This is a genomic window from Kitasatospora sp. NPDC090091 (assembly GCF_044747365.1).
Lineage (GTDB): Bacteria > Actinomycetota > Actinomycetes > Streptomycetales > Streptomycetaceae > Kitasatospora.
This window is the reverse complement of record NZ_JBIVDY010000008.1, coordinates 339053-352760: the sequence shown is the minus strand read 5'-3', so window position 1 is coordinate 352760 and position 13708 is coordinate 339053. Positions and strand designations below refer to the sequence as shown.

Here is a 13708-nt window from a genome sequence, read left to right as displayed (position 1 = left end):
GGCAGCAGCCCGCCCCTCCGCAGACCACAGGACACCCCATGTATCGCACCGCACTGCGCAACGTGCTCGCCCACAAGGGCCGACTGCTGATGACGGCTCTGGCCGTCATGCTCGGCACCGCCTTCGTCGCCGGCACCATGGTCTTCTCCGACACGTTCGGCAAGGCCATGCGGGACAGCAACTCCAAGAGCTACTCGGACGTGTCGGTCCAGATCGTCGACCAGGCCGCGGGAACCTACGCGACCGCCCGGGAGAAGAGCGAGAAGAGCCCCGCCACCCTGACCGACGCCACCGTCCAGCAGCTGGCCGCCCTGCCCGGGACGGCGAGCGCCCGCGGTGTGGTGAGCGGGTTCACCGGCGTCGCCGACAAGAGCGGCAACCTGATCGGCAAGGCGTGGGCCGCCAAGGGCGCCAACTACTCCCCCGGCGCGGACGGCCGGGACGCCCGCTACCCGCTGGTCGAGGGCCAGGGCCCGAAGACGGCCAAGGAGGTGGCGCTCGACCGCAGGACCGCCGAGAAGGGCGGCTACAAGGTCGGCGACACCGTCCGGGTCGCCTCCAACGGCCCTGTCGTCGAGGCGAAGCTCACCGGTGTCTTCAGCACCGACGACCCGGTGGTGAACTCCGGCGGCACGCTCACCCTGTTCGACCGCGCCACCGCCCAGCAGCTGCTGCTGGAGCCCGGCCGCTACAGCAGCATCGTGCTCAGCGCCAAGCCCGGCACCGCCGAGAGCACCCTGCTCGCCCAGGCCGAGCAGAAGCTCCCGGACGGCGACCAGATCGACGCCGAGACGGGCCAGCAGCTCAAGGACGACGAGCAGAAGATGATCGAGTCCGGCACCGAGAGCATGCGGACCATGCTGCTCGCCTTCGCCGGCATCTCCCTCTTCGTCGGCATCTTCATCATCGCCAACACCTTCACCATGCTGGTCGCCCAGCGCACCAAGGAGCTCGCACTGCTGCGGGCGATCGGCGCCAGCCGCAAGCAGGTCACCCGCTCGGTGCTGGTCGAGGCCCTGGCGATCGGCACCGTCTCCGCCGCCGCCGGCCTGGTGGCCGGCATCGGGATCGGCGCCGGCCTGCAGTCCCTGGTCGGCGCGCTGGACAGCGGCATGCCCAGCGGCTCACTGGTCGTCAAGCCGATGACGGTGGCGGTCACCCTGGTGGTCGGCGTCCTGGTCACGGTGCTCTCCGCCCTGCTGCCCGCGATGCGCGCCTCCCGGATCGCCCCGGTCGCCGCGATGAGCAGCGGCGACCAGCCCGGCACCCAGAAGAGCCTGGTGGTGCGCAACACCATCGGTTCGGTGCTGGCCGCCGGCGGTGTCGCGCTGATCGCCTTCGGCGCCTCCACCGGCAACAGCGACGGCCGGATGCCGGTCGCGTTCGGCGCCCTGCTCGCCCTGGTCGGCGTCTTCATCCTGCTGCCGCTGCTGTCCCGCCCGGTGATCGCCCTGGTCGGCCCGGTCCTCGGCCGGCTGTTCGGGACGCCCGGCAAGCTCGCCCGGCAGAACGCCGTCCGCAACCCGCGCCGCACCGCCGCCACCGCGGCCGCGCTCACCATCGGCCTGACCCTGGTCAGCGGTCTGACGGTGCTCGGCTCCTCGATCGGCGGCGCGATCGACAAGGCCGTCACCAGCACGATGAAGGCCGACTACGTGGTCGGCGCGGCGAACGGCATGGGCCTGTCGGAGAAGGTCCCGGCGGAGCTCGCGAAGGCCCCCGGCGTGGCGGCCTCCTCGCCGCTCACCACCGTCTACTGGAAGCTCAACGGCAGCACCCGGTCGATCACCGGCCTGAACCCGGACGGCTTCGACAAGCTCGTCGCGATGAAGATGACCAGCGGCTCGGCCGCCGCGCTCGGCCAGGGCAAGATCCTCGTCGACGCCGACGTGGCCAAGAAGAACGGCATCGACACCGGCTCGACCGTCACGCTCACCTACCCGGACAAGTCCACCGGCCAGATCACCGTCGGCGGTGTCTACGAGGCCGGCGGGATGCTCGGCCCGGTCGTCCTGGCCAACACCGAGATCGTCAAGCACGAGCCCGAGCCGTACATCAGCGACGTCCTGGTCAAGGGCACCGGCGGCGCGAGCGACACGCTGAAGCAGTCGCTGAAGAACGCCACCGGCGCCAACCCGGTGATCGAGGTCAAGTCGCTGCAGGACGTCCGGGACGAGTTCAGCCAGACCATCAGCTTCGCGCTGAACATGATGTACGGCCTGCTGGCGATGTCCGTGATCGTCGCGATCCTCGGGGTGGTCAACACGCTGGCCATGTCGGTCTTCGAGCGCAAGCGCGAGATCGGGATGCTGCGGGCGATCGGCCTGGACCGCAGCGGCATCAAGCGGATGGTCCGTCTGGAGTCGGTGGTGATCTCGGTCTTCGGCGCCGGGATCGGCGTCCTGCTCGGCTGCTTCATGGCCTGGGCGATCAACGGCACGCTGAAGTCCAGCCTGCAGGGGCTGACCACGGTCCTCCCGTACGGGCAGCTGCTGCTCTTCCTGGCGCTGGCCGGCGTGGTCGGCCTGGTGGCCGCCTTCTGGCCCGCCCGCCGGGCCTCCAAGCTCGACATCCTGGCGAGCATCAAGACCGACTGACGCGAGGTCACCGAAGGCCCCGGGCAGCCCGCCCGGGGCCTTCGCGCGTACGGGGCCTCCGCGCGTACGGGGCGGGGCGCCGGCGGGACGTCAGGGGCCGGGCGCGGAGGGGTCGCCCCTCGCGCACCCGGCCCCGGACACGGTGGCGCGAACGACGGAAGGCCCCCGCCGGAGGTCCGGCTGGGGGCCTTCTCGTGCTGATGTACTCCGCCCGGTCGCACGGCCGGCTGAGCACCACGGAGGTCGTGGTCCGGCGACACTGCCGGGCGGAGGGCCTCCGACTCATACCCCGGTGCTCCCACACCGGGATCTCAGTCGCTTACTTGCTGCTGGCGAGTTCCTTGTCGGCGGCCGGCTTGGCGGCCTCGACGGGCTTGGGCGCGGGGCCCGCAGCCTCCTGGAACGCCTCGAACGGCTTCTCCATCTGCGCCAGACCCACGGTCTCGCGCTTCAGGAAGATCGCCAGCGTCCAGTCGGTGAAGACGCGGATCTTGCGGTTCACGGTCGGGACCATGGCGCCGTGGTAGCCACGGTGGAACCACCAGGCCAGGCGGCCCTTGAGCTTCACCTTGCCGAAGAGGATCGCGACGCCCTTGTGCAGACCGAGACCGGCGACCGCACCGAGGTTCTTGTGCTTGTACTCCTTCTGCGGGAAGCCCCGCATGCCGGAGATCACGTTGTCGCCGAGGACGACGGCCTGACGGCAGGCGTGCTGCGCGTTCGGCGGGCACCAGGCACCCTCGCCGGAGGCGAGGTCCGGCACCTGGGCGTTGTCGCCGGCGGACCAGACGTAGTCGAAGCCCTGGACCTGGAGGGTCGCCGCGGTGTCGACGTGGCCGCGCGGACCGAGCGGGAGGCCGAAGTTGGCCAGCACCGGGTTCGGCTTCACGCCGGCCGTCCACACGATGGTGGAGGCGTCGACCTCGACGCCGTTCTTCAGCACGACGTGCTGGTCGACGCAGGAGTCCATCGAGGTCTCGATGAAGACCTCGATGTTGCGCTCTTCGAGCTTCTCCTTGGTCCACAGACCGAGGTCCGGGCCCACCTCGGGGAGGATGCGGTTGGCCGCCTCCACCATGATGAAGCGCATGTCGTCGCGGCTGACGGTCTTGTAGATCTTGGCGGCGTCGCGCGCCATGTCCTCGATCTCGGCGATCGTCTCGACGCCGGCGAAGCCACCGCCGACGACGACGAAGGTCAGGGCCTTGCGGCGGATCGCCTCGTCCGTGGTGGACTCGGCCTTGTCCAGCTGGGCCATGACGTGGTTCCGGAGGCTGATGGCCTCCTCGACCGTCTTCATGCCGATGCCGTGCTCCGCCAGACCCGGGATCGGGAAGGTGCGGGAGACCGAGCCGGTCGCGACGACCAGGTAGTCGAAGGGCAGCTCGTACGAGTCGCCGGCCGCGGGCTGGATGGTGGCGACCTTGCGGGCGTGGTCCACACCGGTGACCGCACCGGTGAGCACCTCCGCCTTCTTCAGGGCGCTGCGCAGCGGCGCGACGAGGTTGCGAGGCGCGACGTTGCCGCCGGCCGCCTCGGGAAGGAAGGGCAGGTACGTCATGTACGACCGCGGGTCCACGACCGTGACGGTCGCTTCGCCGTAGCGCATCTTCTTGAGGATGCGCATCGCGGCATACAGGCCGACGTAACCACCGCCGACAATGAGGATGCGAGGACGCTCCGTGGTGCTCATATCCGAAAGTATCCAGCACGCCCCGGAGCACTCTTCGTGAGCCCGCTCACAAGGTGCTGGACACCCCGTGCTACACTGCGCGCCCCCGTTTTCGGCCCCAGGGGCCGGCTCACGGCCGGTTCGACCCCCCTGTGAGCGCCCACGCGCCAACGGGCCCGCTGAGCAGCAACGATCCAGATGGGGCCTGGGTTCCCGCGCATCATTTCGAATATCAAACCTTCGGCGGGGCACAGCCTGCGATCCAGCGGGCAGCGGACGGGGCAGGCCTTCAGTCCCACATTTCGGACGTTGCGGACGCGGGACCACGACGAATGACGGGATCGCCATGTGAAGAAATTCACGAACTTTGTCGCGCGACCCCGCGCGCGCCCCGGCCCCGGAGCCCCCGAGAGGGGTCCGGGGCCGGTCGGGTAAGGCCTGCAGGCGGCCGACGGGCCGTACCCGCGAGGGGTCCGGAGGGGGTCCGGAGGGGGTCCGGAGGGGGTCCGGAGGGGGTCCGGAGGGGGTCCGGAGGGAGCCTGGCCGAGGCCGGGGAGGGCTCAGGAGGCGATGCTCCAGGCGATGCCGTCCAGGATGTCGTGCTCGCTGACGACCACCTCGGCGGCGCCCGTCCGCTCCATGATCTCCAGCAGCTCCAGCGCGCCGGCCGCGATCACGTCCACCCGGCCGGGGTGCATCGAGGGGATGGCCGCCCGCTGCTCGTGGGTGGCGGCCAGCAGCTCGTCGGCGACCCGGGCCACCTCCTCGCGACTGATCCGGGAGTGGTGGATCGCCGCCGAGTCGTAGGCGGGCAGGTCCTGGACGATCGCGGAGACCGTGGTGACCGTCCCCGCCAGGCCGACCAGGGTCGCTGCGCCGGTCAGCGGGACGACCTCCTCGGCCTTGTCCAGCTCGGCCCGGACGTGCGCCCGCGCCTCGGCGATCTGCTCCGCCGAGGGCAGCTCGGCGCCGCCGAAGTGCCGCTCGGTGAGCCGGACGCAGCCGATGTCCACCGAGCGGGCCGCCCGGACGTCCTCCGCGCCCAGCACGAACTCGGTGGAGCCGCCGCCGAGGTCGAAGACCAGGTACGGCGCCGGGAACTGACCGCCGGTGAGCTCCTTGGTGGCGCCGACGAAGGAGAGGTGGGCCTCCTCCTCGCCGCTGACCACCTCGGGCGAGACACCCAGGACGTCCCGCACGCCCTTCACGTACTCGTCGCTGTTCTCGGCGTCGCGGGAGGCGCTGGTGGCCACGAAGCGCAGCCGCTCCGGGCCGACGCCGAAGCCGCGGATGATCTCCGCGTACTCGCGGCAGGCCGCGAAGGTGCGGGCCAGCGCGTCGGGGTGGAGCCGGCCGGTGCGGTCGACGCCCTGGCCCAGCCGGTTGATGATCATCCGGCGGTCGAGGTCGGTGATCGCCCCGGTCTCCGGGTCGAGGTCCGCGACCAGCAGCCGGATCGAGTTGGTGCCGCAGTCGATCGCGGCCACCCTGGTCACCGTCATGCGCCGTCCTCCCCGGTCTCCCCGGCCTCCTGCGCGGCACGCTTGGCGGCGCGCTCGGCGGTCTTCCGCTCCTTGGCGGCGATCACCGCCGCGTGGTCCTCGTCCTTCGCGCGGTTGCGCAGGACCCGCTCGCCGGCGGCCTCGACCTCGGCCGCGGAGACGCACGGGCCCTTGGCCCACCAGTCCTCCAGCATGCCGAGCGCCTCGTCGCCGAGCGGGTTGACGCCCTCGCCGGCCGCCAGCGAGTGGCCGACCAGCACGTGCAGGCACTTCACCCGGTCCGGCATGCCGCCGGCGCTCGGGAAGCCCTCCAGCACCTCGATCGCGTCACGGCGGGCGATGTAGTCCTCGTGCGCCTTCTGGTAGGCCGCGGCCAGCTCCGGGTCCTCGGCGAGCCGGGCGGTCTGCTCCTTCATCACGCCGTCCGCCTCCAGGGTGCCGATCAGCGAGGCGGCCTTGGGGCAGGTCAGGTAGTAGAGGGTCGGGAACGGCGTGCCGTCCGCGAGCCGGGGGGCCGTCTCCACGACGTCCGGGTTGCCGCAGGGGCAGCGGTGTGCCACGCCGCGCAGACCGCGCGGGACCCGGCCGAGCTGGGCGGCGATGGCCGCGATGTCGGCGTCGGAGGCGGAGGGGTGGTTCTCAGTGGTCATGGGGGGAGCTGGCTCCAGCGGGGGCAGTGGCGGGTGGAGAGGGCGGGGCGGTGTCGGCGGCGTCCACGGAGTCCCAGACGCTCGCGTACCAGGGCTTGGCGGCCTTCGCCGGGGCGGCGGCCGCACCGTCGGACGGCGCGGGCGCAGCCGCGGGGGACTTGGCGGCGCTCTGGCCGGCCGGGTCCACCGCAATGTACGGGGTCTCGCCCGGCATCGCGTAGTGCAGCCGGGCGCGGGCCTGCGCCCTGACGTACTCCGGGTCCTGCCAGCGCGTCTTCTCCCGGCGCAGCTGCTCGACCTGCTGCCGGGCGTGCTCGGCCTTCGCCCGCTGGGCGGAGATCTCGGAGCGCTGGGAGATGAACTGCCGGGTCGGGTAGGCGAGGATCGCGACGAGGGAGCAGAGCACCAGGACGAGGACGGTCGCCCGGCTCGTGAAGCGGGGCCGGGCCGCCAAGCCCGGGATCCTCCAGCCTGCCATCTCCGGTGTCCCCTCCTGGTCGCGACGGTGGCGCCGCCCGGTCGCGACGGTGCCCCGCCGTCCACCCTACGGGGTGAACAGGCGGGGCACCGGCGGGAGCAGTGTGTGTCAGCGCTCGTACTTACCGGGCTTACTGGTCCGCGGAGCGGAACCGCGGGAAGGCGCCGCGGCCGGCGTACTCGGCGGCGTCGTCGAGGATCTCCTCGATGCGCAGCAGCTGGTTGTACTTGGCGACGCGCTCGGAGCGGGCCGGGGCACCGGTCTTGATCTGGCCGCAGTTGGTGGCGACGGCCAGGTCGGCGATGGTGACGTCCTCGGTCTCGCCGGAGCGGTGCGACATCATGCAGCGGTAGCCGTTGCGCTGGGCCAGCTCGACGGCGTCCAGGGTCTCGGTGAGCGAGCCGATCTGGTTCACCTTCACCAGCAGCGCGTTGGCGGTGCCGGTCTCGATGCCCTTGGCCAGGCGCTGCGGGTTGGTGACGAACAGGTCGTCGCCGACCAGCTGGACCTTGTCGCCCAGCTTGACGGTCATGGCCTTCCAGCCGTCCCAGTCCGACTCGTCCAGCGGGTCCTCGATGGAGACCAGCGGGTACGCGGCGACCAGCTCGGCGTAGTACTCGATCAGCTCGGCGGCCGAGAGGGACTTGCCCTCGAACTGGTAGGCGCCGTCCTTGAAGAACTCGGAGGCGGCGACGTCCAGGGCCAGCGCGATGTCGCGGCCGGGCACGTAACCGGCCTTCTGGATGGCCTCGGTGATGAGGTCCAGCGCCTCGCGGTTGCTGTCCAGGTTCGGGGCGAAGCCGCCCTCGTCGCCGAGGCCGGTGGAGAGGCCGCGCTCCTTCAGGACGCCCTTGAGGGTGTGGTAGACCTCGACGCCCCAGCGGACGGCCTCGGAGAAGGACTCCGCGCCGATCGGCGCGATCATGAACTCCTGGATGTCGACGTTGGAGTCCGCGTGCGAGCCGCCGTTGAGGATGTTCATCATCGGGACGGGCAGGACGTGCGCGTTCGGGCCGCCCAGGTAGCGGAACAGCGGCAGGTCGCTGGCCTCGGAGGCGGCGTGCGCCACGGCCAGGGAGACGCCGAGGATGGCGTTGGCGCCGAGCGAGGACTTGTCCGGGGTGGCGTCCAGGTCGAGCATGGCCTGGTCGATCAGGCGCTGCTCGGTGGCGTCGTAGCCGACCAGCTCCGGGCCGATCTGCTCGATGACGGCCAGGACGGCCTTCTCCACGCCCTTGCCGAAGTAGCGGTTCTTGTCGCCGTCACGAAGCTCCAGCGCCTCGAAGGCGCCGGTGGAGGCACCCGACGGGACAGCGGCACGGCCGGTGCTGCCGTCGTCGAGGCCGACCTCGACCTCGACCGTGGGGTTGCCACGCGAGTCGAGGATCTCACGGGCTACGACGACATCGATGGACGGCACGAGGCATCTCCTAGCGGAAGCAGGTCCGGCTGACGGTGGGTGCTGTCGGCCGGACGATTGCGGAGTCGTTACGACCAGAGCCTAACCGCACGGGCTCTCGGGGCCACGTCGGCCATGGGTCCGTCTCAGCGTGTGGCCGCACTACCCACCGGTAGTTCACCTGGTTGCCCCGTGAAAGCGGTCCGGATGCGGACGAAGGGGGACGTATCCGGCCCCCTTCGTCCGCGCCGGGCGGTGGCCCGGGTTCAGCGGACGGCGGTTCAGCCGAGGTTGAGCACCTGGCCGGGGATGATCAGGTCCGGGTCGCCGCCGACGGTGCCGCGGTTGCCGTCGTACAGCGACTGCCAGCCGCCGGACACGCCCTGGGCGGCGGCGATGCCGCCCAGCGTGTCGCCGGCCTGGACGGTGTAGCCGTGGCCGGTGCGCTGCTGCTGGGCGGCCGGGTCGGCGTGGACGGGGGTCGGAGCGTCGCCCTGGCCGATGTACCCGACGCCCTGGCCGGCGGACTGGACGGCGGCCTGGGGGGCGTAGTCAGCGGTGTGCTGCTGGTACACGCTCTGGTGGCTGGTCCAGTACCAGGCGCCGTCGTTCTGGTACCAGTACACCTTCGCGTCGGCGTCCCAGCCGCCCTGGCCGGAGAAGCCCGGGGCCTTGGCGTCGTGCTGCGCGGGCTGCTGGGCGGCCGGCTTCGGGGCCTGCTGCTGCACCGGCTTCTGAGCGGGCTGCGCGGGCTTCTGAGCCGGCTTCGACTGGGCGGGCTTCGGCGCGGCGGGCTGCTGCGCCGCGGGCTTGGCGTCCACGGCGGTGTCGACCTCGGCCGCGGCGCCGCCCTTGCTCAGGCCCGCCCGCTTGGAGCAGACCGGCCAGGCGCCCGGGCCCTGCGAGGCGAGGACCTTCTCGGCCACCGAGATCTGCTGCCCCTTGCTGGCCTGGTTGGCCTGCGGCGCGTACGCGGTGCCGCCGTACGCCTTCCAGGTGCTGGAGGTGAACTGCAGACCGCCGTAGAAGCCGTTGCCGGTGTTGATGCTCCAGTTGCCGCCGCTCTCGCACTGGGCGACCGCGTCCCAGGTGGAGACGGGGGCCGCCGAGGCGCCGGTGGCGGTGAGGAGCGGCATCGCGAGTCCGACGCCGGCCACACCGGCGACGGCGATGGCCTTCTCGGCCTGGGTGCGGCGGCGGTGGCGGCCAGTTCCAACGAACAGCATGAAGACGTCCCTCTCCGCACGCCTGCGAGGTGAGCTGTCGGGTTCGGACCGGGAGGTGGCCCGGCCGCGTGTCGCGAGGCGTTCTGCCCGCGACTGCGGCTTCACCCCAAGCCGTGGAGGACGGCAACAAACCTGGGTCCCCCGCCCCTGCCCAGGGTTCTGGTCGGTTTCCCGTGGCGCGGCGGGCAGGATTCGGCGTTCCGCGCACGAGGTCCGCAGCTGCGAACTGCAGGGAGAGTAGACAGATCCTCACACCAATCACAAGCTCATATCGCCGATATCACACAGAAATTACGGCACACGGTCGATCGCCTACCAACGGAGGCGGTATGTCCGGATTGATGGCGGTTCAACCCCCCTGAATGGGCGGCTCGGCGACGCCGTGTCAGCGTGTCGAGCCGCCGGCCGGAGGACGCGCCGGCCGCTGCAATCGGTTCCGGCCCGTGATCAGACGGGGTTCTTCTCCGCGTTCTCCGGAGTGAATTCGACAGGAAGTTCACGAAGTCCACGCATGATCAGACCACCTCGCCACCGCAGATTCTCCGGGCTTTCGGCGAGCTGCAGATCGGGCAGCCGGGTGAGCAGCGTGGCCAGCGCGGCGCGGCCCTCCAGGCGGGCCAGCGGGGCACCGATGCAGTAGTGGATGCCGTGCCCGAAGCCGAGGTGCGGGTTGTCCGTCCGTGCGAGATCGAGGGTGTTCTCGTCGGCGAACCGCGCCGGGTCCCGGTCCGCCGCCGCGAGCACCACCAGCACCGGGTCGCCCACCGGGATCTCCACCCCGCCGATGGTCAGCGGGCTGGTCGCGAACCGCCAGGTGGCCAGCTCCACCGGCCCGTCGTAGCGGAGCAGCTCCTCGATCCCGGTCTCCAGCAGGCCGGTCTCGCCCCGGGCGATCGAGTCCTGCAGCAGCTCCCGCTGCCCGGGGTTGCGCAGCAGCGCGTAGGTGCCGTTGCCGATCAGGTTGACGGTCGTCTCGAACCCGGCGAACAGCAGGATGAAGGCCATCGCCGCGGCCTCGTTCTCGGTCAGGTGCTCGCCGTGGTCGCTGGCCCGGATCAGCCCGGAGATCAGGTCGTCGCCGAGGTCGGCCCGCTTGCGGTGGATCAGCTCGGCCAGGTACGACCGCATCCGCTTCACCGCCCGCCCCACGCCGCCGCGCCGGCCGCCGCCGTGGCGGATCATCATGCCCGCCCAGTCGCGGAAGTCGTCCTGGTCCTCGGCGGGCACGCCGAGCAGGTCGCAGATCGCGTAGATGGGGAGCGGGAAGGCGAACTCGTGGATCAGGTCGGCGCTGCCGCGGGCCGCGAAGCCGTCGATCAGCCGGTCGGTGAGCTGCTGCACCCGGGGCTCGAAGGCGGCCACCCGGCGCGGGGTGAACGCCTTGGAGACCAGCCGGCGCAGCCGGGTGTGGTCCGGCGGGTCGATGTTCAGCAGGTGCGTCATCAGGTTGGCCTGCCGCTCGCCCGGGATGCCGACCCGGCCGGTGCGGTGCGCGTGCGTGCTGTGGTGGACCGGGTTCTTGGAGAGCCGGCTGTCGGCGAGCGCCTGCCGGGCGTCCGCGTACCTGGTCACCAGCCAGGCCTCCACCCCGCTCGGCAGGGTCGTGCGGTGCACCGGCTCGTGCTCCCGCAGCCACGCGTACGCCGGGTACGGATCGGCGGCGAACTCCCAGGTGAAGAGCGACGGGCGGGCGGGATCGGGCTGAACTGGCATGGGTCGACCGTATCCGGTGGAGATCGCCCGTACGGCAGGCGTGAGCCTGGTCACCTGAGGGGTAATTCCTGTTGCGGAGGATCGGGACGAGCCTACGATCCTCCGCAAAGCACGTGTGTGGGCGCCGGTGCGGAGCCGCCCACCAGGGAGGAGCGCACCATGCGGGTCACCGGGGCAGTCGTCGTGATCGCGGTACTCGACGGCGGGTCGGGGGCCGACCTCGCGCGCCGTTTCACCGCGGCCGGCGCCGCCGGCGTCCTCATCGCGGACGAGCAGGTCGGCATCGCCGAGGACCTCGCCACCGAGCTCGACAGGCCGGGCTGTCCGGTCGTCGGCGTCTGCGGTGACGTCCGGCGCCCCAGCGACGTCGCCGCCCTCGTCGACACCGCCGAGAAGCACCTCGGGCCGATCGACCTGTTCTGCGTCGCCGGCCCGGACGGCGAGCGGATCGTCTCGCTGGCCGACCTGCCCGACCACCTCGACCTGGAGCGGCTCGCGGAGCTGCTGCAGTTGGTCGGCGAGGCCATCGGCGAGGTGGTCGTGCCGCAGCCGCGCCGGCCGGTGGAGGAGGCGGCGCGCGTCTGAGCATGCCGCCGGGCACCTCCCGGGGCGAGGCCCGTCCGACCGTGCCCGCTCCGGCCTACTCGGGCTTGAGCCCCTCGGCCGCGCGGACGGCCTCCCGGTAGCCGCGCGCGGCCGCCCGCAGCGCCGCGTCCACGTCCACGCCCGCGTCGTGCGCGCGCTGCGCCAGGGCGAGCAGCAGCGTGCCCGTCGACTCCGCGGTCAGCTCGGCCGGCAGCGCGTACGGCGCGTCCGGCACGCCCGTGAACCCGGCCCGGCGGACCCGGGAGACCAGCTTCGCCGCGTACGCCAGCGACGGCAGCCCGGCCGGCACGCCGTCCAGCACCGACTCGCGCCCGGACTTCTCGGCGGCCTTCAGGGCCTCCCAGTTCGCCTCGACCTCGGCGGCGCCCTCGGCCTGCGCGTCGCCGAACACGTGCGGGTGGCGGTACATCAGCTTCTCGACGATGTCGCCCGCGACGTCGTCGATGGAGAAGGCGTCGGTGGGGTGCTCCTCGGCGATCCGGGAGTGGAAGAAGACCTGGAGCAGGACGTCGCCGAGCTCCTCGCGGAGCGTCTCGCGGTCCTCCTCCTCGATCGCCTCGACCAGCTCGTAGGCCTCCTCGACCAGGTACTTCACCAGGCTGGCGTGGGTCTGCTCGGCGTCCCAGGGGCAGCCACCGGGCGAGCGCAGGCGGTCCATCACCGAGACCAGGTCCAGCAGCCGCGCGCCCGGCAGGTCGTACGAACCGGGCAGCACCTCGATCTCCGGCACCTCGCCCGCGTGCTCGACCGCGAGGCGGGCGAGCGCGTCGGTCAGGCCCGGGTCGCCGTCCGGGCTGCCCAGCCAGACCGTCGTGCCCGCACCGGCCGGCTGCCCGGTCAGCGTCCGGGCCAGCGCCGGCGCGGAGCCGGGCTCCACGATCTCCACCTCGACCCCGGCCTGGCGCACCGCGGCCACCTGCGGGTGCCCCGCGTCGGCGGCCAGCACCCGCCCGGCCGAACGCAGGGCCTCCCACGCCGGCCAGGACAGCAGACCGGGGGCCACCCGGTGGGTGGTGGTGAGCAGGATCAGCTTCGCGCCGGGAAGATTCGTCACACCCCGAACCTACCCGGGCCGCCCCGGCACCCGCTTCCGCATTCCCGCCCGCTCGGCCCGCTGCCCGGGCGCGGGAACACCGGACGTCGGCGCTTCCGACTTCCTGCGCGCGCCGCCGGTCAGCGGGCCAGCCAGGGCGGGAGGTCGGGGACGAGGGCGGCCCGGGCGGCGTCCCACGTGCCGTAGCGGGGGTTGATCCGCAACCGGAGCGCGGTGGCCGCGTCGGCCAGGGCAAGGCGGACGACGTCCTCGCCCTCCGGGGTGCCGGCATCCGCCCCGGCCGCGGCGGCGAGCCGGAGGATGCCGAGCCGGCGGCGGAACCAGTCGTCGATCCCGCTGCCCGGGACGCCCCGGTCGGCCAGCACCCGGGCCAGCGGATCGGCGCCCCCGGACCGCTCCGCGGCGTCGGCACGCGCCGCCGCCACCTCGGCGGCGCCGACGGCCAGCCCGCGGTCGGCCAGCGCACGGGCCACCACCGCGTCGAGCACCAGGTCGGCGACGGCCCGCCGGGCCGGCCCGTCCGGCTGCTGCCGGGCGTCCACCGACGGGCCGCCGGCCGTGTGCCGCAGCTCCGCGACCCGGGCCTCGACCGCGCGCACCGGGATCCGCCGCCCGTCCAGCACCGCCGCGGTGCCGGCCGTCAGCCCGCCGCCCCCGCATGCGGCCAGCCCCGCGGCGGCCGGTGCGACGGCGGCGAGCAGGGCGCCGACGGCGGCGGTCCGACGGTGCATGGCGGCCTCCGGGGCGAGGTGGCGGCGGGCCCGGAGGGGCGCTCCCACCGGACGCAGCACGTCCACCGAGCGTAGGTCCG

Annotated in this window: 11 protein-coding genes and 1 riboswitch; of the genes, 2 read left to right on the top strand and 9 right to left on the bottom strand. The window is 72.6% G+C overall.

The genetic code is table 11. The annotated features are described in order from the left end of the window. Positions 1-38 precede the first annotated feature (38 nt). Entirely contained in the window at positions 39-2597 is a 2559-nt protein-coding gene (locus ACIPSC_RS17055; RefSeq protein WP_400826431.1) for an ABC transporter permease, read from the top strand. A 319-nt stretch (positions 2598-2916) separates the two neighbouring features. On the opposite strand, the gene ACIPSC_RS17050 is transcribed toward ACIPSC_RS17055, so the two are convergent. From ACIPSC_RS17050 to ACIPSC_RS17020, 7 genes are all read right to left on the bottom strand, one after another. Next, a complete protein-coding gene (locus ACIPSC_RS17050) occupies positions 2917-4290 on the bottom strand; it encodes an NAD(P)/FAD-dependent oxidoreductase (protein WP_400826430.1) in 1374 nt (457 codons plus the stop codon). A 539-nt stretch (positions 4291-4829) separates the two neighbouring features. Beyond that, on the bottom strand, positions 4830-5765 hold the full coding sequence (locus ACIPSC_RS17045) for an exopolyphosphatase (protein ID WP_400826460.1): 936 nt from the start codon (positions 5763-5765) through the stop codon (positions 4830-4832). 2 nt (positions 5766-5767) lie between these two features. Further along, a complete protein-coding gene (locus ACIPSC_RS17040) occupies positions 5768-6421 on the bottom strand; it encodes a DUF501 domain-containing protein (RefSeq protein WP_400826429.1) in 654 nt (217 codons plus the stop codon). After that, positions 6411-6875 carry a septum formation initiator family protein gene (locus tag ACIPSC_RS17035; RefSeq protein WP_400826427.1) on the bottom strand — a complete coding sequence of 155 codons (465 nt, stop codon included), beginning with the start codon at positions 6873-6875 and terminating at the stop codon, positions 6411-6413. The genes ACIPSC_RS17040 and ACIPSC_RS17035 overlap by 11 nt, the downstream gene beginning before the upstream one ends. A 154-nt stretch (positions 6876-7029) precedes the next feature. Next, positions 7030-8319 carry a phosphopyruvate hydratase gene (gene eno, locus ACIPSC_RS17030; RefSeq protein WP_238949651.1) on the bottom strand — a complete coding sequence of 430 codons (1290 nt, stop codon included), beginning with the start codon at positions 8317-8319 and terminating at the stop codon, positions 7030-7032. Positions 8320-8579: 260 nt separating this feature from the next. Then, the gene (locus ACIPSC_RS17025) at positions 8580-9524 is read right to left on the bottom strand and encodes a transglycosylase family protein (protein WP_400826426.1); all 945 of its coding nucleotides are present in this window, start codon (positions 9522-9524) and stop codon (positions 8580-8582) included. Positions 9525-9529: 5 nt separating this feature from the next. Next, a riboswitch (cyclic di-AMP (ydaO/yuaA leader) is annotated at positions 9530-9699 on the bottom strand. A 272-nt stretch (positions 9700-9971) separates the two neighbouring features. Then, positions 9972-11237, bottom strand: coding sequence for a cytochrome P450 (locus ACIPSC_RS17020; protein ID WP_400826425.1), 1266 nt, complete (start codon positions 11235-11237; stop codon positions 9972-9974). A 159-nt stretch (positions 11238-11396) separates the two neighbouring features. Here ACIPSC_RS17020 and ACIPSC_RS17015 point away from each other — a divergent pair, with 159 nt between their 5' ends. After that, on the top strand, positions 11397-11822 hold the full coding sequence (locus ACIPSC_RS17015; RefSeq protein ID WP_313765297.1) for an SDR family NAD(P)-dependent oxidoreductase: 426 nt from the start codon (positions 11397-11399) through the stop codon (positions 11820-11822). A 55-nt stretch (positions 11823-11877) separates the two neighbouring features. On the opposite strand, the gene ACIPSC_RS17010 is transcribed toward ACIPSC_RS17015, so the two are convergent. Together ACIPSC_RS17010 and ACIPSC_RS17005 are read right to left on the bottom strand one after the other, a co-directional pair. Beyond that, positions 11878-12897 (bottom strand): MazG family protein, encoded by a 1020-nt coding sequence (locus ACIPSC_RS17010; RefSeq protein ID WP_400826424.1) that lies wholly within the window; start codon positions 12895-12897, stop codon positions 11878-11880. Between the two features lie 119 nt (positions 12898-13016). Then, complete coding sequence (locus tag ACIPSC_RS17005; RefSeq protein WP_400826422.1) at positions 13017-13628, bottom strand: hypothetical protein; 612 nt, start codon at positions 13626-13628, stop codon at positions 13017-13019. Between the last annotated feature and the right edge of the window lie 80 nt (positions 13629-13708).